The sequence below is a fragment of the Bifidobacteriaceae bacterium genome, from assembly GCA_031281585.1.
Taxonomy (GTDB): Bacteria; Actinomycetota; Actinomycetes; order Actinomycetales; family WQXJ01; genus JAIRTF01.
The window spans coordinates 66,199-88,162 of the sequence record JAITFE010000030.1 but is presented as its reverse complement, the minus strand read 5'-3'; the positions used below and the strand labels follow the sequence as shown (position 1 = coordinate 88,162).

Below are 21,964 nucleotides of genomic sequence, written 5' to 3'. Positions count from 1 at the left end.
GATGTGGCTATTGTTTTGGCGTGGGACAAACCGCCTTGCTCGCGCTCGTCGCCGTCGGCTTGGGGCTCGCGGTGGCCGTGGTCGTCTTCGCCCCGTTCGTGGCGCTCGCATACCGGCGCTACCGCCGGTTGACTTTGCGCTACGTTCTGGCCTGGCTCGCCTTCTTGGTTTACTTCATGGCCGTTTGGGCGTACACGCTCCTGTTCTTCCCCGACCCCGACCAACTGCGCTGCGTTCGGCCGCAGCTGGTGCCCTTCTTCTCGGTGGGCGACGCGTTCAAATATCCGCATTCCTCCTTGAGCCAGTTGCTCCACAACCCGGTGGTGGGCCAGGTGGCGCTGAACATAGCGCTGTTCGTGCCGTTGGGCCTTTTCGTCCGGATCCTTTGGAACCGGGGGTTGGTCGCCTCCGCGCTGGTCGGCGCGGGCTTGTCGTTGTTCGTGGAGACGACCCAGTTGACCGGCGTGTGGGGCCTGTATCGGTGCGCCTACCGGGTGTTCGACGTGGACGACGTGCTGACCAACACCGTTGGCGCGCTGATCGGCGGGCTGGTCGCGTTGGCGCTGCCGCGCGGCTGGCTCGTCCCCGCGGCCCAACCGGTTGGCCAGCCAGCGCCGGTCACCGTGGGCAGGCGGCTGGTCGCCATGGTCTGCGACGCCCTCGGCGTCTGGCTGATCGGCGCGGTGGGCGGCTTGGCCGCGGGCCGCCTAGCCGGAGCACCCCAGGGCGGGACGGGCGCGGACTGGGTGGGCCTAGCCGCGTTCGGCTTGCCGTTCCTGGTCCAGTGCGTTTGCGTCTTGGCGAGCGGACGCACGCTGGGCGACTTCGCCACCTGGCTGCGTTGGGAGCCCACGCGGCCCGCCTGGCTGGCGCGAAGGCTGGCCCGGCTGTTCGGCGGGATTGGCGCATTTGAGTTGCTGGGGCTGATTCAGGGTCCGTGGTCCGTCTTGCGCTACGTGTTCGTGCTGGTGGCGGTAGCGGCGGTGATCGCCCGCCCCAAGAGCGGCGGCCTGCCGGGGCTGCTCGGCCGCCTGACGCTGGCCGACACCCGCGCCTGACATGTTCCCACATGCCGAGATGATTTCCTTTACAAAACCCGCGTTTTGCTAATTCTTGGCAATGTTGTCTTGTCAAAGACGGCGGCCACATCCCACGGGCGGCATCCGCTGGTGCCGTCCGACCAACCAAACCGCATCCAGAAGGGAGCCGAAGAATGCCAACAGCAACCGCGATAGCTTTGCTTGACCGCCTCGAGATCATTCTGGAGGCTCTCGCCGAGATGCCGCCCGCCGAACGGACGGAGGCGGCGCTGTGCGCCGCCCTGCGCCGCTCCGGCCACCGACCCCTGACCCACTCCGAGCGCCGGGCGCTGGCGATCCTGGGCCACGATCTGCGCTGACGGCGGGGTCAGTCGGGGGCGGCCGCGCTGCGGGCCAGTCGAACCGTGCCCACCACCATGGCCAGGCAGGCCGCCGCCAGCGCCAACCAGCCCAGGCCGTGCGTGGTCAGGCGGGCGTCCAGCGCCCACAGGCCCAAGACGACCGCGACAACGGGTTCCAGGACCTGGCTGGCCGGGAGGGACGCGCCCAGGTCGCCCGCGTGGAAGGCCGCCTGTTGGAAGGCGGTGCCCGCCAGCACGCAGACCGCCAGCGCGTAAACCGGCCAGGAGCGCAACACGCCGAGCGCGCCCACCTGGCCCAAATGGACCACCACCAGTTCGGTCAGCGGAGCGATGATCCCGTAGACAACGCCCGTCAGCAGGCCAAAAGCGAGCGCCTTGGCGGAGCCCCTGGCCGCCACGCCCGCCAGCGCCAACCCGACGCAAGCCAAGCCAAAGGCGACGGCGGGCCAAAGCCACGGCCGGACGGCATCGGACACCGAGCCCTTCGTCGAATCCCCGACAACGGTGAAGACCGCCAAACCGGCCACCACCAGGACGGCCCACCCAATGTCGCGCCGGCCGATCCGGCGGCCGTTCCACCGGGCGGCCAGGGGCAACGCGAAGACCATGGACGTGACCAGGACCGGCTGGACCAACACCACCGAGCCGAACGCGAGCGCGACGGCCTGCAACGCGAAGCCCAAAACGTCGCCCGTCGCCCCCGCCCACCACAGCGGCGAGCGGGCCAACTGAGCGAACAACGCCAAGCCCTTGCCCTTGGCCGCCGGCACCGCCGCCGCCACATGCTGCTGCGCGACGAAAGCCCCCGCGAAGCACAGGGCTGACGCCAGCCCCACCCCGATTGCCAGCAAATCCATCGGCCGCCCCCGCCCGCCCGGCCCTCAGCCCTGGCGCATGACCTCGGTGATCGCCTCGAACACGGGGTTGCGTTCGATTTCCTCGATGTAGACCGGTTGGCCGTCGCAATCCGCCAACGGCACCGACCAGTTGGGGTACTCGCGGTCCGTGCCGGGCAAGTTCTGGGTGCGGCGTTCCCCCACCAAGTCGGCCAGGGAGACCCCCAACATGACGGACGGCGTGGTCCGCAGGAAACGGTGCATGGCCCTGACCAGCTCCAACTCGTCCTCGGTCTTGTCGGGCGCCAGCAGGCCGCGCTCCACCAAGAGGCCCACCATCATGGCGCGCTCCGCCTGGGCGGCGGCCCGGGCGTCCGCCAACGGCGTGTCCAACAGGCCCAGGCGGTCGCGCTGGGCTATGTGCTCGCCCGCCAGATAAGCCGAGGTGGGCGGCAAGTCGTGGGTCGTGATCGCGGTCATGGCCAGGTAGCGGTAGGCCTCCGGGTTCAGCGGGCGGGCGCCGTCGGGGGTCTTCTCAAACCAGACGATCGAATTGCCCAGCAGGCCGCGGCCGCCCAGGTATTCGCGCAAGCCCGGCGGAACCACCCCGAGGTCCTCCCCCACCACCACCGCGCCGGCCCTGGTCGCCTCCAAGATCAGGATGGAGACCATCGCCTCGCGGTCATACGCGACATAGGTGCCGTCGCCGGGGCCCATGCCCTTCGGAATCCACCACAGCCTGGTCAACCCCAAAATGTGGTCAATCCTGAGGGCGCCCGCGTGGGCCAGCACGGCCCGCAGCATGGACCGGTAGGCGGCGAAGCCCGTGGCCTCGAGCGCGTCCGGCCGCCAGGGCGGCTCCGACCAGGTTTGGCCCACCTGGTTGAAATAGTCCGGCGGCGCCCCGACCTCGATGTCGGTGGCCAGCACGTCCCGGCGAGACCACGCGTCCGCGCCTTTCGGATGCACCCCGACCGCCAAGTCCTTGACGACGCCCAGCAGCATCCCCGCCTCCTTGCACCGGTCCTGGGCGCGGGCCAACTGCTGGTCCGCGATCCACTGCAGCCAGATGAAGTACTCGACCTCCTCGGCGTTGTCGGCGGCGAACCGGGCCGCCTCGCTGGAGCCGTAGGGCACCTCCCCGGCCCGCCCGGCGTTCTTGAGGGCGCTCCACAACGCGAAGTCGCCAATCGCGGGCTGCAAGGCCGCCCTGTATTCGTCCAGGTCGGCCTGGCGGGCCGGCGAGCGGGGGACGCGGTAAAGGAGCCTCAACGCCTCTCCCTTGATGGTCCAGGACACGTCGCGGTGCAAGAACTCCGCGTCCGCGTCCGCCGCCCTGGCTTTGGCCGCCAATTGGTCGACAGCGGCCCTGGTCTCCTCCGGCGCGTCCGCGTATTCGTCGATCGCCTCCGGCCGGATGTAATAGGGATTCGTGAAATCCCTGGTGGTCGGGAGATACGGCGACTGCGTGAACGGCGCGGTCGGCTCGCCCGCGTGGATCGGGTTGATCATGATGAAATCGGCGCCATTCTCCTTGGCGAACCGATAACCCAATTCGGCCAGGTCTTCAAAGTCGCCCGTCCCCCACGAGCCGTGCGAACGGCTCGCGTAAAGCTGCACCATTGGGCCCCAGACCGAATGCTCTTTCAGCTTGGCCGGCAATTCGAGGCGATCGGGGCACACAATCAGAGCCCCCTCGGCGGTCGGGCCGCCCTCAACGTGCGCCCGCAGCCTGTGCCAGCCCAGCGGCAGGTCGCCCGGCAGTTGCCGGTAAACCCGGATGAGCTCCTGGCCGTCCACCGTGCGGCGGTCGCCTTCGCCGCCGTCCACCGCCTCCAGATCCACCCGCCCGCCGTTGACGCCCAGCAGCGGGTCGTCATCCAACTCGATCCACAGGCGGGCGCCAGAGCCCGCCGGCACGGTCACCGGCACCCACGTGTCGCTCCCCCGCCGAACAACCGTGCTGACCGGGATCAACACCCGCCAACCCCGGTCGTCAAAGCCGTCCAGCGACCGCCGCACGTCTTCGGGGGCGGCGACCTTGGCCCCCAGCGCCGCCAGCACCGCCTTGACCGTGTCAGCCGAAACCCTGGTCGGCTCGCCTTTCCAGTTGGTGTACTCGGTCGTGACACCGTATTTCCGGGCCAGTTCCGTCAGCTCAATCGACGGGGTGGGGCCCACTCCGCGCAACGAGTCCAGGAAACGCGCGCGCGGGCTGGAGGTTTGACTCATAGCCACAAGGCTAGCTGAGCGCCTTCAATTCCCGTCGCCGCGGCCGGGCAAAACCCCTCCCGGCCGGTTTTGGGCCGGGCTGGTCAAAATGGCCTCGTGGTGGTGGATGACCTCGGCCACTATGAAGCTCAGGAACTTCTCAGCGAAGACCGGATCCAACCCCGACTGGTCGGCCAAAGCCTTCAAACGGGCGATTTGCTGCGCCTCGCGGGCCGGGTCCGCGGGCGGCAGGCCCGCGTCCGCCTTCAGATGCCCAACCCGTTGGGTGAACTTGAATCGCTCCGCCAACAGGTGCACCAAAGCGGCGTCGATGTTGTCGATCGAGTCGCGGAGTTCGACCAAGCGCCGGGCGGCGTCCCCAGGCTCCGTCGCGGCGCCCAAAATCAGGCCGTCTTCTTGGCCGGGCCGGGCCGCAGCGCGTCGGCTTGCCGGGTCTTCGGGACGATGGTCGGATTGACGTTCTTCTCCACCACGCCCCGGTCGATCACGACCCGCGCGATGTCCTCGCGCGAAGGCACGTCGAACATCAGCGGTTGCAGGATCTCCTCCATGATGGCGCGCAAGCCGCGCGCGCCAGTCCCCCGCGCCATCGCCTGCTCGGCGATCGCCTCCACGGCGTCCTCCGTGAACTCCAGCAAGACGTCATCCAGCTCGAACATCCGTTGGTACTGCTTGATCAGGGCGTTGCGCGGTTCCGTCAGGATGCGCTGGAGGGACTCCTGGTTCAGAGGCGAGACGGTCGCCACAACCGGCATCCGGCCAATGAACTCCGGGATCAAGCCGAACTTGAGCAAGTCCTCCGGGCGGACATCCTCGAAATCGTCCTCGCCGCCCGCTATGTGCAACGGCGCCCCGAAGCCTATCCCGTGCCGCCCCGCCCGCTGCGCGATGATCTCCTCCAGGCCCGCGAACGCCCCCGCCAGGATGAACAACACGTTGGTCGTGTCGATTTGCAGGTAATCCGAGGCTTGCGGATGCTTCCGCCCGCCCTGCGGCGGCACGGAGGCGACCGTTCCCTCCAGGATCTTCAACAGCGCCTGTTGGACGCCCTCCCCGGACACGTCGCGGGTGATCGAGGGCCCGTCCGCTTTGCGGGCGATCTTGTCGATCTCGTCAATGTAGACAATGCCCGTCTCGGCGCGTTTGACGTCGCCATCGGCGGCTTGGATCAGTTTGAGGAGGATATTTTCAACGTCTTCGCCGACATAGCCGGCCTCCGTCAGCGCCGTGGCGTCCGCGATGGCGAACGGCACGTTCAGCATCTTCGCCAGCGTCTGCGCCACATAGGTCTTACCGCAGCCGGTGGGGCCGATCAACAAGATGTTGGACTTGGCGATCTCAACGGGTTCGGCTTCGGCCGGGACGGCGCCCGGACCGGAGGCGGCTCCGGCGCCGCCGGAGCCCGGGCCGTGGCCGGAGCGGGCGGCCCTTGAGCCGCCGTCGCCTTGAAGCGGCCCCTGGGCCTGGCCTTGGGCGGGGCCGCGCCCTATGGCCGGGCGGCCGGCCTTGGGCCGGGCCGGGGCCGCCGGGGCGGAGGCCTGGCTGGAGCGGATGCGCTTGTAATGGTTGTACACGGCCACCGACAAGGCCCGTTTCGCCCCGGCCTGGCCAACCACGTACTGATCCAGGAACTCGAAGATCTCCCTCGGCTTGGGCAACTCGGCGGCGGCCTGGCCGGCCTTCGGCTGGACCTCTTCGGCAATGATCTCGTTGCACAGCTCAATGCACTCGTCGCAGATGTAGACGGACGGGCCGGCGATCAGTTTACGCACGTGCTTCTGCGACTTGCCGCAGAACGAGCATTTCAACAGGTCCGCTGCTCCGTCGGAGATCATCGGCATAAGGCTTCCTTTCGGCCTGGCGGGGAAGATCGGCTCCTATGGTAACGCCCCCGGCCCTGTGACCGCCGGGGGCGCGCGGGCTGGGGATGGCAGGTCCCGCCTCCCACGTCCGCGTCAGGCCGCCGCCAAGTGCGATAATTGGCTTGTGCCTACGACCAGCGCTCCGGTCGAGTCGCCATACTTGGCCTTTGACCGCCGCACCTGGGCCGACCTGGCGTCATCGACCCCCTTGCCACTGACCGAGGAAGACATCGCCCGGATCAGGGGCATTGGCGACGAGATCTCTCTAGCTGAAGTGGACGCGATCTACCGCCCGCTCAGCGCCCTGCTCAATTTGCACGCCCACGCCTCGCACTACCTACACGACGTGCGGGGCATGTTCCTGCGCGACTCGACGGTGCGCACCCCCTACGTGATCGGAATAGCCGGCTCGGTCGCGGTCGGCAAGTCGACGGTGGCGCGTCTCCTGGTGGAGTTGATGGCCCGCTGGCCGGACACCCCCCGCGTCCAACTCCTCCCGACAGACGGGTTCTTGTATCCCAACGCGGAACTGGAGCGGCGCGGGATGTTGGACCGCAAGGGTTTCCCCGAGTCCTACGACCGCCCGGCTCTGCTGCGTTTCCTGGCCAAGGTCAAGGCCGGCGCCGCCGAGGTCGAGGCCCCCTATTACTCGCACCTGCGCTATGACATCCTGCCGGATCGCACCACCGTGGTGACGCAGCCGGACGTGTTGATAGTCGAGGGCCTGAACGTCCTTCAGGCGGCCCGAACCGACCGCCTGGGCGCCGCCGAATTGGTGGTCTCCGATTTTTTCGACTTCTCCATCTACGTGGACGCCGACGAATCCCACATCCGCCGCTGGTACCTGGACCGCTTCATGGCCCTGCGGGCCACAGCCTTCACCAGCCCCGAGTCCTATTTCCACCGCTACGCCTCCATGTCCACCGCTGAGGCCGCCGCCTTCGCCGAGTCGGTCTGGGACGCGATCAACTCCCCCAACCTGGAGTCCAACATCCTGCCCACGCGCTCCCGCGCCTCCCTAATCCTCCGCAAGGGCGCCGACCATCTAGTCGAGGGCATCAAACTCCGCAAGGTCTAGCCACTCGACTTCAATTCGGCCGGTTGGCCCGGTCCGGGCCGGTCCCGTGTTCGTTGGCCAGGATGGCGGCGGCGCGCTCGACGCAAGCCCTTGCCGACCCGCTGGCGCCCAAGAAGGTCGGGATCCTCATGGCGGTCATGACCCGCTGCATGCCGGGGCCCATGTGCTCCACCACAACGCAACCGACTTGGTGCTCCCTCAGGAACCGCACAATGCGGGCGTGGTGCGAGCCTTCCGTGCCGTCGTCATGCGATTCGCCCCAGCCGACCTGGTGAACCAGCCATTCGGCGACCTTGCCCGCTTGGTCGACCGTGGCCAACGCGACCGCTTGAGCTCTGCCCCAACCATGGCCGACTTGCCCGTCCGGTCCCACCGGAATGCAGAAGATCACAGCCCCCGACCCTAGCCCATCCGGCCCGCGCGGCGGTCAACGCCAGAGGGCCACCAGCCAGGCCAGGATCGGCGCGAAGACCAGCGCCGGCAGCAGGTCCGCGACCTTGATCTTCTTGAGGTCCGCCAGGCGGATGCCCAGGCCGATCAGGATGATGCCGCCGGTCGCGCCAAGCGCGTCAACCTGGCCCGTCGACAGGAACTCCCCCAGGCCCAGGCCAAGCAGAGTCAGCGCGCCTTGGTACAGGGCGAGCGGGATGATTGAGAACAGGACCCCTATCCCCAAGGTCGAGGCGAACGCGATCGCGGCGAAGCCGTCCAGGACGGACTTGACGATCAACTGCTCGGCGCCCCGGCCCAAGCCGTCGCTGAGCGAGCCCAGGATGGACAACGGGCCGACGCAGAAAACCAGGGTCGCGGTCACCATGCCCTCGCTGAAACGCCCCGGCTCGGCGCCGCGCGCCAACTTGCGGCGGATCCGCTCGGCGCCCGAGTCGATCCGGTCCTCCAAACGGATCAACGACCCGGCGATCGCCCCGGCCAGCAGCGCCCCCAAGATGATCAGCATTGGCGCGCCGTCGCCGACTTCCTGGGTCAGCGCGGGGCTGAGGCCGTCGCGGATCGCCAAGGCGCCCAGCACCATGGTGAACAGGCCCAGGCATTGGGTGAGCAGCGTGCGGGTTCGCTCGGGGAACCGGTTGCCCAGCGCCAGACCCAGGCCCGAGCCCAGCACCACGGTGACAACGTTGATGACCGTCCCGGCGCCTCTGAACACGACCCCCATCATAGGGATGGGCCGCCGGGCGTCCGCGCGGGCCGGGCGCGGCGGTGGCGCAAAGCCGGCCGGACCGCCTCGTCAACCGCCCTGGGCCGTTGACCACTCCTCGCGCAGCCCGGCCGCGCCGAACTCGGCGCGGGCGCACACCCAGCCGATCAGGTCACCCCCGGGGCCCCGCGACAGCGACAGGAAGACCGCTCCCAGACCAGCCGGGTCCAGGACCGAGAAGGCCGCCAGGCCCGCGCCCACTCCGGCGCCGGTCCACTTCAAGTACGCCTCCTTTTTGGTCCAAATCTCAAGGAAGCGGCTGGCCTGCGAAGATGGCGGGCCGGAAGACACGTAGTCGCGCTCGTCCGGCGCGAACCGCCGGGCCACGGCCAAATCGACGGGCCGGTCGGCTGGCTCAACGTCCAGCCCGCACGGCCCTGAGGCGAAAGCGGCCCCGACATACGGACCGGCGTGGGAAACCGAGAATTGGAACTCCGGCAACTCGACAAGGTGCGGCTTGCCCGCGTCGGTTCGGCCCCATGTCCAACGGTCCGGCGGGGCTTCGTCACGCGACTCGGCCCAGGCTTCCCGCGCCTTCTCCTCAACGATTTCGCGGGCCAGCGCCGACGCCGCCCGACGCACAAGGCCGGCGGCGGCCAGGACGAGTTGGACGCGGATGGGGCCGGGCGGCACGGCCGCCCCGGAAGCCGAGGCCACATTGACGCGTTCTCCAGAAGCCGTCAACCGCGCATCCCCTTTCGTCATCCCTCCCCGTCAGCCTCTTGCGCTCCCGTCCTGGGGCGCCGCCAACCGCGCGCCCCGCCCTACCCCGCGAACCGCCGACTCGAAGCTTATCCCGCATGATCACCCCCAACGCGCGGTCCGGCGGGCGCCGTCGGGTCATCTTGACGCGGTGCGGGCCACCGGGTGGCCGCCGAACTGGGCGCGCAGCGCCGAGACCACGCGGATGGCGGGGCTGTCGGGGCGGCGCGAGGCTTGGCGAGCGTACAGGCTGGACGCCGTGACCGGGAGGGGGACGCCCAGGTCGAGGGCGCTTTCGATCATCCAGCGGGCTTCGCCCGAGTCCTCGGCCCGCGCCGCGTAGCCGGTCAGGCCCGGATCCTTGCGGGCCGCCTCGACCAGGAGGTCCAGGAGCCAGGACCGGACCACTGAGCCTTCCCGCCAGGACGCCACCACCGCGTCCGGGCTGGTGATCAGGTCGGTCGCGGTCAGCAGGTCGTAGCCTTCGCCCAGGGCCTGCATCATGCCGTACTCGACCCCGTTGTGGACCATCTTGGCGAAGTGCCCGGCCCCAACCGGCCCGGCGTGGACAAAGCCGCCGCCCGCCGGAGCCAGCGCGGTGAACACGGGCATGGCCCGTTCCACGTCCGCCGCGTCCCCGCCCACCATCAAGGCGTAGCCGTTCTGGCGGCCCCAGACGCCGCCGGAGACGCCCGCGTCGATGAATCGGACGCCGCGTTCGGCCAGGTGGGCGGCGTGACGGGAGTCGTCGCGGTAGGGCGAGTTGCCGCCGTCGACCACCAGGTCGCCGGGCTGGAGCAAGTTCCCCAAAGCTTCGATGGTCTGGTCGGTCGGCTGGCCGGCCGGCACCATCACCCACACCAGCCGGGGCGCGGCCAACGCCTCCACCAGCGCCGCCAGGGAGTCGACGTCGCGGCCGGAGCCGGCGCCCGCGTCGAAGCCCACCACGCCGACCCCGCTGTCCCGCAGGCGGGCGGCCATGTTGCCGCCCATCCGCCCCAGGCCGACCATGCCGATGGTGACGTCCGGCGTCTCCCCGAGCCCCAGTTGGCGGATCACCGAGTCGACCTCTTCGGCGGGGCTCAGGCCAAGGTCCAGGTTGACCGTGACATAGTCCTCGGCGGGGTCGAGTTCTTCCAGGTCCGCGTATTGCGAGGCCAGGAGGCTCGCGGGCATGAAGTGTCCCTGCCGGGCGCCCAGGCGCGACTCGACCGTCTGCGGCGACCCGGCCATGTGCACAAAGACCACGCCGGGGGCTCTGAGCAGGTCGCGGTAGGCGCGCTTGAGCGCCGAGCAGGTCATGACGCCGCGCTTGCCGTCCGCGATTTCTTGGTCGATCCATCTGCGCAGGTCTTCCAGCCAGGGCAGGCGGTCCTCGTCCCCCAACGGAATGCCGGCCGACATCTTGGCGACGTTGGCGGGCGGATGGAAGTCGTCCGCCTCGGCGAAGTCCCAGCCAAGGCGTCCCGCCATGAGCGCGCCGGCGGTGGTTTTCCCAGAGCCGGAGACGCCCATGAAGACGACGATCCGCACTTGCTCCCCTTGCACGGCGCTGGTCGCGCCAGGCCTTTCAGTCATGCTCCGCTCCTCACACGAAAATGCCGACGATCAGCACAAACACCAGGGCCGTGACGGACAGCACGCATTCCATCAGCGACCACGTCTTGAAGTTCTGGCCCACGGAGACGCCCATGTACTCCTTGACCAGCCAGAAGCCCGCGTCGTTGACGTGGGACAAGAAGACAGACCCGGCGCCGATGGCGAGCACCAGCAAGGCGACCTCGGCGCCCCCCAGCCCGGCCGCGGCGGGGGCCAGGATGCCCGCCGTGGTGACGATCGAGACGGTGGCGGAGCCGGTCGCGATCCGCACAATCACGGCGACCAGCCACGCCAGCAGCGTGATCGGGATGGCGGAGTCCTCCACGAACTTCGCGATGACGTCGCCTATCCCCGTGTCCACCAGCACGCCTTTGAGGCCGCCGCCGGCGCCCACAATCAGGATGATGCCGGCTATGGCGGGCAGCCCCGCCGCCGTCGACTCATTGACCTTGGACCACGGCATCTTGCCGCCGCGCCCCAACACCACCATGGCCGCCAGCAGCGCGATCGCGAGGGCCACGGTCGGTTTGCCGACAAAGCCCAGGAAGGCGCCGAACCAGTCGCCGTCCGCCGGGTCCGGGTTGGCGATCTCGTAGATCGCGTTGGCCAGCATTAGGACCACAGGCAGCAGCACGCAGGTGACCGATGCCGCGAACGACGGCCGCGACGTGGTCACCTCTGCCGCCGGCTCGGCATCGTCGCCAAGACCGTCCGGGCTGGACGCGCCGATCAGCGCGTTCATGGAGGCGGGCACGCCGACCGGGACCCAGCGGGCCGCGAGGATGGAGAACAGCGGGCCGGAGATGATGACGGTCGGGATGGCCACCAGCACGCCGAACATCAAGGTCAAGCCGAGGTTGCCGTTCTCGAAGTTGGCGAGAGCCGCCAGGGGACCGGGGTGTGGCGGGACCAGGCCGTGCATGGCGCTGAGGCCCGCCAAGGTGGGGATCGCGATGCGCATGAGCGGCAGTTTGGACCGTTTGGTCACCAACAGGATGACCGGGATGAGCAGTACCAGGCCGACCTCGAAGAACATGGGCAGGCCGATCAACGCGCCGACCAGCGCCATGGTCCAGGGCAGCGAGCGCTTCGAGGAATGAGCCACCAGGGTCTCGACTATGCGGTCGGCGCCGCCAGAATCCGCCAGCAGCTTCCCGAACATGGCGCCAAGCCCCACCAGGATGCCCACGTCGGCCATGGTCTTGCCGAAGCTCGCCGTGAAGGAGGTGATCGTGGCGGCCGCGCCGTAGTCGGCGCCAATCCCGATCACGAGGGCCGAGATCAACAGGGCGACGAACGGGTGGATCTTCAGCCAGGTGATCAAGGCCACCAGGAGGCCTATGCCGATGACCGCGAACGCGATCAGGCGGCCTTGGTCAAGTTGGGCTTTGGCCGTGGCATCGGCCGCTAAAAGGGCCGGTCCGGCCAGTGTGCTTGTGAACATCAGTGTCCTTTGGCTCTCGAGGGAATGGATGTTGATGCAATTGTGGGCCGGTTCACCGCGACGGCGCGGGAACGGTCGGAGCTATCTTGCGAACGCTCTCCCACTTTGGATTACGCTCTCCGTACAGCATGGCTCATTTGGCATCCTTATGTCAAGTAGTCCCGCCGTGATGTATGTCACATCGCCGGTCCCTACGGGTCGCGCCGGTCCTTCTCCAGCGTCAACTCCCATATGTGCGACAATTGACGCATGGCCGATGCGGTGTCGCTTCACAATCGCGTTCTGGACGCCTGGGGCATGGGCATAGTCGCGGGGGCCTACCCGCCGGGCAGCCGAATCGCCTTGGATGACGGCGTGACCACGGAAAAGGCCTCCCGCACCATCACGCGGGAGGCGGTCCGCGTGCTGGAGTCGATGGGCCTGGTGACCGTCCGACGGCGGCTTGGCGCCGTCGTCAACCCGCCGGAACGGTGGCACGCCTTCGACCCCCAACTGATCGCCTGGCGCTTGCGCGGCCCGGACACGGCCGCCCAATTGCACCACCTGTCGCAGTTGCGGGCGGCCGTCGAACCGGCCGCGGCCCGCCTGGCCGCCGCCCAGGCCGCGCCGGAGCAATGGGCGGCCCTGACCGAGGCGGCCATCAGCCTGGTGGCCCACTCCCGCCAGGCGACGGGCGCCGAGTACCTTGAAGCCGACATCCGCTTCCACCGCGCTTTGCTGACCGCCTCCGGCAATCCCATGTTCGCCGCGCTGGGCGGGGTGGTGGAGGCGGTCCTGCGGGGGCGGACCGAGCAGTCCTTGATGCCCTCGACCGCCAACCCGGCCGCGCTGCGCCTCCACGGCGACATCGCGGCAGCGATCACGGCCGGGGACGGGGCCGCCGCCGAGGCCGCCAGCCGCGCCCTGGTGGACGAGGCGGACCAGGCGGTTCAGGCCATCACCGCCTGACGAAACCGTCAGGGCGAATCCGGGCGGGCGGAGCGCAGGATCGAACGCGCCCATTCCAGGCGCTCGCCGACCTGGCGCTCGAAGCCGCGGTCGCTGGGTCGGTAATACACGGCATCGTCCACCCCGGGCGGGGCGTAGACCTGGGGGGCGACCGCGTGCGGGGCGTCATGCGCGTACTGGTAGCCCTCGCCATGGCCCAGGCCGCCCGCGCCGGGGTAGTGCGCGTCCCGCAGGTGCTTCGGAACCGGGCCGGCGCGCCCCGCCCGGACATCCGCCAACGCCGCGTCGATGGCGACGTAGACCGCGTTCGACTTGGGCGCGGTGGCGAGGTGGACCACCGCCTCCGCGAGCGGGATGCGCCCTTCCGGCAGGCCGATCATCTGGACGGCTTGGGCGGCGGCCACCGCCGTTAGCAAAGCCGACGGGTCGGCCATGCCGACGTCCTCTGCCGCCAAGATGATCAGACGCCGCGCTATGAAGCGCGGGTCTTCCCCAGCCTGGATCATCCTGGCCAAGTAGTGGAGGCCGGCGTCCACGTCGCTGCCGCGAATGGACTTGATGAAGGCGCTGGTGACGTCGTAATGCTGGTCGCCCTCGCGGTCGTATTGGACCACGGCCACGTCGATCGCGCGTTCAATCTCCGCCAAGTCGACCACGGCCTGGTCCTTGCCCAAGGCGACCGTTCCGGCGGCCGCCTCCAAGATGGTCAGCGCCCGGCGCGCGTCGCCGCCGGCCAAACGCAACAGGGCGGTCCGCGCCGCCTCGGTCAAAGACACGGTGCCGTCCAGGCCACGCGGGTCGGTCAGCGCCCGGTCGACCAGTTCGCCAATCGCGTCGTCCCCCAAAGGCTCCAACGTCAAAAGCAGCGACCGCGACAGGAGCGGCGAGATGACGGAGAAGGACGGGTTCTCCGTGGTGGCGGCGACCAGTGTGACCAGGCGGTTCTCCACGGCCGGGAGCAGGGCGTCTTGCTGTGCCTTGGAGAAGCGGTGGACTTCGTCAATGAACAGGACCGTCTCCTCCCCGGTGGCGAGCGACCGTCTGGCCTGCTCCAAGACGGCGCGGATGTCCTTGACCCCGGCGGACACCGCGCTCAATTCGGTGAACCGGCGCCCCGAACCGCGCGCCACCAGGTACGCGAGCGTGGTCTTGCCGCTGCCGGCGGGCCCCCACAAGATGACGGAGGACGGCACCGAGCGGCCGCCGCCGCCCGCCGCCGACGGCTCGATCAGCCGCCGCAGGGGCGAACCGGGCGCCAGCAGGTGGGATTGCCCGGTGAACTCGTCCAGATTGCGCGGGCGCATGCGCACGGCCAGGGGCGCCCTCGGGTCCACCTCGCCCGTGGCCGGCGAAGCCAGTGCGGAGTCGAACAGATCCACGGGCCAAGCCTAGGGGCTGGCGGCCGGACGGCGGGAAGGCCGGACGGCGCGGCTTGCCCGCCGGGACGGGGCGTGGCCTCCACCGGTGCCCCCTGAAACGGTCTTCCCGAATGCAATAGCCTTGAACCCGTGTTCATGCACCTGGCCAACGGCATCATCCGCCATCCGCTGATCACGGTGGTCGCATGGGCGGCGGTGACGGCAGGCGGGTTTGGTTTGGCGGTCTTCGGGGTGACCGGGGAAGGCCTGTTCGACCGGGTCAATTCGGGCGCCCCCCAGGCCACGGACTCCGACTCCGCAACCGCCGACGCGCTGATCGAGGCGGGCGCCACGGAGTCGCAATCGGTGACAATGGCGGTCAGCGGGCTGGACCTCGCCGACACGGCGGCGGTGGGGATCATCGGCTCCGAATTGGCAGACGTGAGAAGCGAGCTGTCAAAGATCGACGGCATTGCCACGAATCCCGGCGAGAACGCGTATCCGCTGGTGATCGACCCGCTGAACCCCTCTTTCTGCGGCGACCCGGAACTCGCGCCGACCAGCCCCAAAGCCGCCCAGTGCGCGCTGGCCAATCCGCTGGTGCGGGGTCTGGTGGCGAAAGACCAGGACGGCTTCCTGCTGACGGTTGACATAGCCAAGGACCTCACGGAAGAGGAGGAGGATCGCGCGGTCACGGCCGTGGTGTCCCGGCTTCACCAGGCTGCGGAGGAACTGCCCAAAGCCGTCGACGGCGTCAAAGTGCTGGTGGGCGGGGAGCATCTGATCTTGACGGAGATCATCGACGACATGAAGCACGACTTGGAGTTGGGCGAATTCATCTCCCTGCCGGTGGCGCTGATCGTGATGGTGCTTGTCTTCGCCGGGTTCCTGGCCGCCGCCATGCCGGTGGTGGGCGCGCTGGCTTCGATCCTCACCTGCATGGGCGTTGTTTTCGGCTTCACCTACGTGACCGACATCCACACGTCGGTGATCAACGTGATCTCGCTGGTGGGAGTCGGCCTGTCGATCGACTACGGCCTGCTGGTCGTCTCCCGGTTCCGCGAGGAGGTGCGCCGCCTGGGGGCGGACGACCTCCAAGACCATGCCCAGGTCAAGACCGCGGTCGCGGGCGGCGTCCGGGCCACCGTCACCACGGCCGGGCGGACCGTCTTCTATTCCGCGTTGACAATCGCGGTCTGCGTGGCCGGCCTGATGGCCTTCGACGCGTCCATTTTGCGCACCTTTGGCTTGGCCGGGTTGATCGTGGTGCTGTTGGCGCTGGGCACCGCCACCACCCTTGTGCCCGGTCTGCTGATGCTGGCCGGACACCGCCTGATCCGGCCGTCGTGGCTCAGCCGGGTTCCCGTGTTGTCGTTCCTGTACGCCCGCGCCTCAGACGTGTCACCGGACACCGGCGTTTTCTCCAAGCTGGCCGGCGCCGTCCAGAAGCGCCCGTGGTGGGTGATGGGCGGCGTGGTGGCCGTGTTGATTCTTCTGGCGCTGCCCATCCGCGATTTGGAGTTGCGCAACTCGACGGTCGAGTTGCTGCCGTCGAGTTCCCCGCAACGGGCCTTCCTGGACGAGTTGGAGGACAACTACCCCCTGTCCGGAGTCGACTCCATCCAGGTGATCTCAACCGGCAGTCTGCCGGACACCGAGAAGTTCGCCCAAGACAAGCTCGACTCCATCAAGGGGACCGAGTTGGAGAAGGCCGACGCGGGCGCGGCGGGCGGCCAAACCGAAGGCTCGGCCGCGATTCAACGCGACGGCTACGTGGAAGTGGTCCTGGCCGTCACCGCCGAGGATCCGGAGGGCCCGGAGGCGCGCGCGGCGGTGAAGAAGATCAGGTCCCTGGCCCCGCAGGACTTCGAAATCCACGTCACCGGCCCGGCCGCGCGTCTGGCTGACTTCGAGGACAAACTGGCCAAAGGCGGCCCGGTCGCCCTCGGCATTGTGGTGGCGGCCGCGTTCATTCTGCTGTTCCTCTTCACCGGTTCCATCCTGATCCCGCTCAAGGCGCTGATCACGAACGGGTTGTCCCTGCTCGCCTGCCTGGGCTTGGTCACGTGGATCTTCCAGGGCGGGCATCTCGGCTCCGTGCTCGGTTTCACCGCCGTGAACGGGATTGAGAGCTACATTTTGGTGCTGCTCTTGATCTTCGGCTTCGGCTTGGCGATGGACTACGAGGTCTTCCTGATCTCCCGGATCAAGGAGTCCTGGGACTCCAACCACGACCCGCAATTGTCGGTCAGCGAAGGCTTGCAGCATTCCGGCCGCATCATCACCTCCGCGGCGCTGATCATCGTCATGGTCTTCCTGGGTTTCGCCGCCGGCCGCCTGGTCATCATCAAAGAGATCGGCCTGGGCCTGGCCCTGGCCGTTTTCCTCGACGCCACCCTGGTCAGGATGCTCCTGGTCCCGGCCACCATGTCGATCTTGGGCAAGTGGAACTGGTGGGCGCCGGGCCCGCTCGCCCGCCTCCACGACAGGCTCTCGCTAAAGCACTAAAACGCCCGCCGCCGATGCCGTCGGGCCGCCCCACGGCATCGTTCTCCGTTCCACACCCCTCCCCTTTTGTTCCGCCGTCGCATCAAAACCCCTCCCCTTTTGTTCCGCCGCCGCATCAAAACCCCTCCCCTTTTGTTCCGCCCGGCTATGCTTGAGGAATGCGAGACGATGAAATCCGCCAGATTCTGGTGGCCTCCAACCCCTGGTGGGCGGCCGCCGCACGGGGCGGGGACCGCAGCGCGTGGATGCCTTACCACCGCCTGCTGAGGGGGCGCGCGGACTTCGACCTTGGCTACCGGCCGACTGTGCTGTCCGACATAGCGACCGAGCCGCTCGACGACAGCTTGGTCGTGCTCACCGGGCCGCGCCGGGTCGGAAAGTCTGTGGCCCTCATTGACGCCATCGCGACGCTCTGCTCCCGCCCGGAGATCGATCCGCGGCAGATTATCCACATTTCCTGCGAGGGAATGCGGGAACGCGACCTGCGTCGCACCCTGACGCTGGCCCGCGCGTTGACGGCGTCCGCTGACTCCGCCGGGGAGCTTCGCCGGATTTGGTTCTTTGACGAGGTGACCGCCGTGCCGGGGTGGACCGGCGTCCTGAAACAAGCCCGGGATCTTTCCAGCTTCGGCGCGGACACGGTTGTGGCCACCGGGAGCAGATGGGCGGGCAATTCCCAAATCCACGGCGACCTGATGGCCGGGAGGGCCGGTTCGGGCGGCAGGCGCCGGATCCGGCAATTGATGCCGATGTCGTTCCGGGACTACTTGGCGGCCGTCAAGCCGGGCTTGGAGCGCCCGGAACGGGTGCACCCAAGCGAGTTGGCGTCCAGTGCGGTCCACCGCGAGTTGGCCGCCGCCATCTATAGCGTCGACGACTACGACTTGGCGTGGCAGGACTACCTGACTTGCGGCGGATTCCCGCGCGCTGTGGCGGAGCACTCCGCCACCGGGGCGGTCAGCGGAGCGTTCGCCGAGGATCTGATGGGGTGGCTCCGCACCGACATTGACGAGGATGCGTCCCGCGAGTCGATCCCGCTGCTGCTGGTCGAACTGGCCGACCGGATGACCAGCCCGCTCAACATGACCAACCTGGCGGAGGAGCTGAACTACGGCAGTCGCAATTCGTTGGAACGGCGGTTGGCCCGTATGGTCAGGTCGTACGCGGCGCTGCGCTGCCATCAACGCGCGGACTCAGGGCGCATTGTGAACGGGTCGCAGCATAAGGTCTATCTGACCGATCCGATCCTTGCGTGGCTGCCATCGATGGTCAGCGCGGGTTTGCCCGCCCCTGATTTCACCAAGCTGACGGAAGCGGCTCTTGGAGTGTCCCTCGCACGCCGGATCGATTCGCTGGACCAAGGGCGGTGGTCCGACGACGACACAATTGGCTTCGCCCGCACCGCGTCTGGAGGCGAAATCGACCTGGCGCCTGCGCGAGTGCCGGCAGGGGTAGACATGGCCTGGTCCGTGCCAATCGAATCGAAATGGGTGGGCGCAGGCTGGAAAGGCGAATCGCGACCGCTGGCGGGCAAGTATGGACGGGGCCTGGTGGCGACCAAGAGCGTGCTGGACACCACCAATTCGGTTTGGGCCGTGCCGGCTCCGCTGGTCGCGTTGCTGTTGGAGTAGCGAGAGGCCGGTCAGTCAGCCTTCGGCTTGAAGTCGACGCCGGCTTCCTTGCGCTGGAGGGGTGTGATCGGCGCGGGGGCGCCGGTCAGCGGGTCCAGGCCGCCGCCGGACTTCGGGAACGCGATCACGTCGCGGATCGAATCCGCGCCGGATAGCAGGGCCACAATCCGGTCCCAGCCCATGGCGATCCCGCCGTGCGGCGGGGCGCCGAACTGGAAGGCGTCAAGCAAGAAGCCGAACTTCTCCTGGGCCTCGGCCGGGCCAATGCCCATCACCTGGAAGACACGCTGCTGCACGTCCGCGCGGTGGATCCGGATCGACCCGCCACCAATCTCGTTTCCGTTGCACACAATGTCATAGGCGTAGGCGAGGGCCGCGCCCGGGTCTTCTTCGAAGCGCTCGATCCACTCCGGGGTGGGGCTGGTGAAGGCGTGGTGCACGGCCGTCCAGGCGCCGCCGCCCACCGCCACGTCGTCGTCCTCGCCGACCGGTTTGAACAGCGGCGCGTCGACCACCCAGACGAAGGACCACTCCCCCTCGCGGGCCAGGCCCAGACGCGCCGCGATCTCGGCGCGGGCCGCGGCCAGCAGCGCGCGGGACGGCCCCGGCGCCCCGGCCGCGAAGAAGACGCAGTCGCCGGGCTGGGCGCCCACCGCAGCGGCCAAACCGGCCCGTTCGGCATCGGAAATGTTTTTCGCGACCGGACCGCCAAGCTCGCCGGATTCGGAAATGGTGACATACGCCAACCCGCGCGCGCCCCGCTGCTTGGCCCAGTCCTGCCAGGCGTCGAACGTCCGCCGCGACTGGGCGGCGCCCCCGGGCATGACCAAGGCCCCCACATAGGGCGCTTGGAACACCCGGAACGGCGTCGACGCGAAGTACTCCGCCAACTCAACCAACTCCAGGCCGTAGCGCAGGTCCGGCTTGTCGGAGCCAAAGCGCCGCATCGCCTCCGCGTAGGTCAGCCTGGGAATGGCCGGGATCTCGTAGCCGATCAGCCGCCACACGGCCCGCAAGACCGCCTCCGCCAAGAGGATCACGTCATCCTGGTCGACAAACGACATCTCAACGTCAAGCTGCGTGAACTCCGGTTGGCGGTCGGCACGGAAGTCCTCGTCGCGGTAGCAGCGCGCTATTTGGAAGTACCGCTCCATGCCCGCCACCATCAGGAGTTGCTTGAACAACTGCGGGGACTGCGGCAGCGCGTACCAGTGGCCCGGTGAAAGGCGGGCCGGCACCAGGAAGTCGCGGGCGCCCTCCGGCGTGGAGCGTGTCAGCGTGGGCGTCTCGATCTCCACGAACCCGCGGTCATGCAGCACCTCCCGCGTCACCCGGTTGACTTCGGAGCGCAACCGCAACGCGGCGGCGGGCTTGGTCCGGCGCAGGTCCAGGTAGCGGTACTTCAGGCGGGTTTCCTCGCCGACCTCCACATGGTCGTCGATCGGGAACGGCAGCGGCTTGGACGGGTTCAGCACCAGCACGTCCTCGGCAAGAACCTCGACTTGGCCGGTCGGCAGCTCCGGGTTCTCGTTCCCCTCCGGCCGCTCGCGGACCAGACCCTTGACCTGCAGCACGAATTCCGAACGCAGTTGGTGGGCCGTCGCCTCGTCGTGGATCACCACCTGCGCCACCCCCGAGGCGTCCCGCAGGTCTATGAACGCAACCCCGCCGTGGTCGCGCCGCGAGGCCACCCAGCCCGCCAAGGTGACAATTTGACCGATTTGGCCGGGCCGCAGCTCGCCGCAGTTATGAGTACGTAGCACGGCTAAGCATCCTAGCCGCCCGGCCGGACGAACCGGAGACCCAGGTCGGCCGGCGGCGGCGCCCAAGACTCCGCGTCCGCGTCGACTTGTTCGCCCGACCGGATGTCTTTGACCTGGTCGCCTTGTCCGTCCACGCCCGGGAACCAGACGAACGGGATGCCGCGTTTGTCCGCGTACTTCAACTGTTTGCCGAACTTGGCCGCCGCCGGCGCCACGTCCGCCGGGATCCCCCGCGCCCGCAGTTTCGCGGCGATGGAGTCCGATGCCGTCCGGTTGCCCTCCTCCACCACCGCCACCAGGACCGCCGCCGGGGAGAGCCGGCTGGGCGCCAGCAGCCCCAGCGCCAGCACCCGGCTGACCAGCCGCGAGACGCCAATCGACAGCCCCACGCCGGGATAGGTTTGGCTGCCCGCCTGAGCCAGCGAATCGTACCTGCCGCCGGAGCAGACCGACCCCAGCGATTCCTGCCCCGACCACACCGTCTCGTAGACCGACCCGGTGTAGTAGTCCAGGCCGCGCGCGATCTTCAGATCCGCTACCACCATCCCCGGCAGGCGTCGCTCGGCCGCCTCCAAGAGAGCGCCGAGTTCCGCCAATCCCTCCTCCAGCAGGGGGCCGCCCGCCCCGGCTCTCCCGGCGAGGCGCCGGACGGCGCCCACAACCTGGGCGGGATCGGACCCCGAGATGGCCGCCAGGTCGAGCGCGACCGCGGCCTGCTCCGCGGTCAGGCCCTCCTCGACCAGGCCTTGGGCCACCGCGTCCGCGCCGATCTTGTCGAGTTTGTCGATCCAACGCAGAATGCCGTCTATGTTGTCGCCCAAGCCAAGCCCTCGGTAGACGCCCTCCGCGACTTTGCGGTTGTTGACCAACACGCGGAAGTCCCCAATCCCCAGGGCAGCCAGCGCCTCCGCCATCACCAGCGGCAATTCCACCTCGTAGTGGAAGGGCAGCTCCCCGAACCCGATCACGTCCAGATCCGCCTGGATGAACTCGCGGAAACGCCCCTCCTGGGGACGCTCGCCGCGCCAGACCTTCTGAATCTGATAACGCTTGAACGGAAAATCCAGCTGACCGGAGTTTTCCAGCACGTAGCGCGCGAGGGGCACGGTCAGGTCGAAATGCAGACCCAGCGTTTTCGCGTCGTAGCCGGTGCGCTCGGCGTCCTGAAGCCGCCGCAGCACGTACACCTCCTTGGAGGTCTCTCCCTTCCGCAGCAGGTCGCCCAAAGGCTCGACGGCGCGGGTCTCGATCTCCACAAAGCCGTGCAAAGCGAAAACACGGGCCAAGGTGTCGATCAAATGACGCTCCACGGCCCGGCCGGACGGCAGCCATTCGGGGAACCCGGACAGTGGGCGGGGACGAGCAGCCATCGGGACGCCTTTCCG

18 protein-coding genes are annotated in these 21,964 nt (G+C 68.6%); 6 read left to right on the top strand and 12 right to left on the bottom strand.

Annotated elements, in window-relative coordinates:
- Window positions 1-20: 20 nt before the first annotated feature.
- Complete coding sequence (locus LBC97_03155; GenBank protein ID MDR2565055.1) at window positions 21-1,058, top strand: VanZ family protein; 1,038 nt, start codon at window positions 21-23, stop codon at window positions 1,056-1,058.
- A gap of 155 nt (window positions 1,059-1,213) precedes the next feature.
- Entirely contained in the window at window positions 1,214-1,399 is a 186-nt protein-coding gene (locus tag LBC97_03150) for a hypothetical protein (GenBank protein MDR2565054.1), read from the top strand.
- Window positions 1,400-1,407: 8 nt separating this feature from the next.
- On the opposite strand, the gene LBC97_03145 is transcribed toward LBC97_03150, so the two are convergent.
- The 4 genes from LBC97_03145 to clpX are packed head-to-tail and all read right to left on the bottom strand — an operon-like array spanning window position 1,408 to window position 6,311.
- A complete protein-coding gene (locus LBC97_03145) occupies window positions 1,408-2,259 on the bottom strand; it encodes a DMT family transporter (GenBank protein ID MDR2565053.1) in 852 nt (283 codons plus the stop codon).
- A 24-nt stretch (window positions 2,260-2,283) separates the two neighbouring features.
- Window positions 2,284-4,470, bottom strand: coding sequence for a 4-alpha-glucanotransferase (gene malQ, locus LBC97_03140; GenBank protein MDR2565052.1), 2,187 nt, complete (start codon window positions 4,468-4,470; stop codon window positions 2,284-2,286).
- 24 nt (window positions 4,471-4,494) lie between these two features.
- A complete protein-coding gene (locus tag LBC97_03135; protein ID MDR2565051.1) occupies window positions 4,495-4,851 on the bottom strand; it encodes a chorismate mutase in 357 nt (118 codons plus the stop codon).
- Window positions 4,852-4,853: 2 nt separating this feature from the next.
- Window positions 4,854-6,311 (bottom strand): ATP-dependent Clp protease ATP-binding subunit ClpX, encoded by a 1,458-nt coding sequence (gene clpX / locus LBC97_03130; protein ID MDR2565050.1) that lies wholly within the window; start codon window positions 6,309-6,311, stop codon window positions 4,854-4,856.
- A gap of 145 nt (window positions 6,312-6,456) precedes the next feature.
- Between clpX and coaA the strand changes: the two genes are divergently transcribed.
- Window positions 6,457-7,410, top strand: a complete 954-nt coding sequence (gene coaA, locus LBC97_03125; GenBank protein ID MDR2565049.1) for a type I pantothenate kinase — start codon at window positions 6,457-6,459, stop codon at window positions 7,408-7,410.
- A gap of 10 nt (window positions 7,411-7,420) precedes the next feature.
- On the opposite strand, the gene LBC97_03120 is transcribed toward coaA, so the two are convergent.
- The 5 genes from LBC97_03120 to LBC97_03100 all read right to left on the bottom strand — a co-directional run bounded on the left by LBC97_03120 (window position 7,421) and on the right by LBC97_03100 (window position 12,371).
- Window positions 7,421-7,801 (bottom strand): hypothetical protein, encoded by a 381-nt coding sequence (locus tag LBC97_03120; GenBank protein ID MDR2565048.1) that lies wholly within the window; start codon window positions 7,799-7,801, stop codon window positions 7,421-7,423.
- Between the two features lie 36 nt (window positions 7,802-7,837).
- Window positions 7,838-8,575: a DUF554 domain-containing protein gene (locus LBC97_03115; protein ID MDR2565047.1), complete on the bottom strand. Its 738-nt coding sequence runs from the start codon at window positions 8,573-8,575 to the stop codon at window positions 7,838-7,840.
- 81 nt (window positions 8,576-8,656) lie between these two features.
- Window positions 8,657-9,331, bottom strand: coding sequence for a 4'-phosphopantetheinyl transferase superfamily protein (locus LBC97_03110; GenBank protein ID MDR2565046.1), 675 nt, complete (start codon window positions 9,329-9,331; stop codon window positions 8,657-8,659).
- A 135-nt stretch (window positions 9,332-9,466) separates the two neighbouring features.
- Window positions 9,467-10,906, bottom strand: a complete 1,440-nt coding sequence (gene gnd, locus LBC97_03105) for a decarboxylating 6-phosphogluconate dehydrogenase (protein ID MDR2565045.1) — start codon at window positions 10,904-10,906, stop codon at window positions 9,467-9,469.
- Window positions 10,907-10,916: 10 nt separating this feature from the next.
- A complete protein-coding gene (locus LBC97_03100; GenBank protein MDR2565044.1) occupies window positions 10,917-12,371 on the bottom strand; it encodes a GntP family permease in 1,455 nt (484 codons plus the stop codon).
- A 249-nt stretch (window positions 12,372-12,620) separates the two neighbouring features.
- Here LBC97_03100 and LBC97_03095 point away from each other — a divergent pair, with 249 nt between their 5' ends.
- Window positions 12,621-13,319, top strand: a complete 699-nt coding sequence (locus LBC97_03095) for an FCD domain-containing protein (GenBank protein ID MDR2565043.1) — start codon at window positions 12,621-12,623, stop codon at window positions 13,317-13,319.
- Between the two features lie 8 nt (window positions 13,320-13,327).
- Here the strand turns inward: LBC97_03095 and LBC97_03090 are convergent, their stop codons facing one another.
- Window positions 13,328-14,698, bottom strand: coding sequence for a replication-associated recombination protein A (locus tag LBC97_03090; GenBank protein MDR2565042.1), 1,371 nt, complete (start codon window positions 14,696-14,698; stop codon window positions 13,328-13,330).
- 135 nt (window positions 14,699-14,833) lie between these two features.
- On the opposite strand from LBC97_03090, the gene LBC97_03085 reads away from it, so the two are divergent.
- The gene (locus tag LBC97_03085) at window positions 14,834-17,185 is read left to right on the top strand and encodes an MMPL family transporter (protein MDR2565041.1); all 2,352 of its coding nucleotides are present in this window, start codon (window positions 14,834-14,836) and stop codon (window positions 17,183-17,185) included.
- A gap of 158 nt (window positions 17,186-17,343) precedes the next feature.
- Complete coding sequence (locus LBC97_03080; protein MDR2565040.1) at window positions 17,344-18,816, top strand: AAA family ATPase; 1,473 nt, start codon at window positions 17,344-17,346, stop codon at window positions 18,814-18,816.
- A gap of 11 nt (window positions 18,817-18,827) precedes the next feature.
- Here LBC97_03080 and aspS read toward each other — a convergent pair whose 3' ends face one another.
- Complete coding sequence (gene aspS, locus LBC97_03075; protein MDR2565039.1) at window positions 18,828-20,579, bottom strand: aspartate--tRNA ligase; 1,752 nt, start codon at window positions 20,577-20,579, stop codon at window positions 18,828-18,830.
- Between the two features lie 11 nt (window positions 20,580-20,590).
- A complete protein-coding gene (gene hisS, locus LBC97_03070; protein ID MDR2565038.1) occupies window positions 20,591-21,949 on the bottom strand; it encodes a histidine--tRNA ligase in 1,359 nt (452 codons plus the stop codon).
- Between the last annotated feature and the right edge of the window lie 15 nt (window positions 21,950-21,964).

What these genes read in the sequence shown, in the direction of transcription:
- LBC97_03150 (MDR2565054.1), top strand. Translation starts at nt 1,214, where the DNA reads ATGCCAACAGCAACCGCGATAGCTTTGCTTGACCGCCTCGAGATCATT.
- LBC97_03145 (MDR2565053.1), bottom strand. Translation starts at nt 2,259, where the DNA reads ATGGATTTGCTGGCAATCGGGGTGGGGCTGGCGTCAGCCCTGTGCTTC.
- malQ (MDR2565052.1), bottom strand. Translation starts at nt 4,470, where the DNA reads ATGAGTCAAACCTCCAGCCCGCGCGCGCGTTTCCTGGACTCGTTGCGC.
- clpX (MDR2565050.1), bottom strand. Translation starts at nt 6,311, where the DNA reads ATGCCGATGATCTCCGACGGAGCAGCGGACCTGTTGAAATGCTCGTTC.
- LBC97_03110 (MDR2565046.1), bottom strand. Translation starts at nt 9,331, where the DNA reads ATGACGAAAGGGGATGCGCGGTTGACGGCTTCTGGAGAACGCGTCAAT.
- gnd (MDR2565045.1), bottom strand. Translation starts at nt 10,906, where the DNA reads ATGACTGAAAGGCCTGGCGCGACCAGCGCCGTGCAAGGGGAGCAAGTG.
- LBC97_03100 (MDR2565044.1), bottom strand. Translation starts at nt 12,371, where the DNA reads ATGTTCACAAGCACACTGGCCGGACCGGCCCTTTTAGCGGCCGATGCC.
- LBC97_03095 (MDR2565043.1), top strand. Translation starts at nt 12,621, where the DNA reads ATGGCCGATGCGGTGTCGCTTCACAATCGCGTTCTGGACGCCTGGGGC.
- LBC97_03085 (MDR2565041.1), top strand. Translation starts at nt 14,834, where the DNA reads ATGCACCTGGCCAACGGCATCATCCGCCATCCGCTGATCACGGTGGTC.
- LBC97_03080 (MDR2565040.1), top strand. Translation starts at nt 17,344, where the DNA reads ATGCGAGACGATGAAATCCGCCAGATTCTGGTGGCCTCCAACCCCTGG.
- hisS (MDR2565038.1), bottom strand. Translation starts at nt 21,949, where the DNA reads ATGGCTGCTCGTCCCCGCCCACTGTCCGGGTTCCCCGAATGGCTGCCG.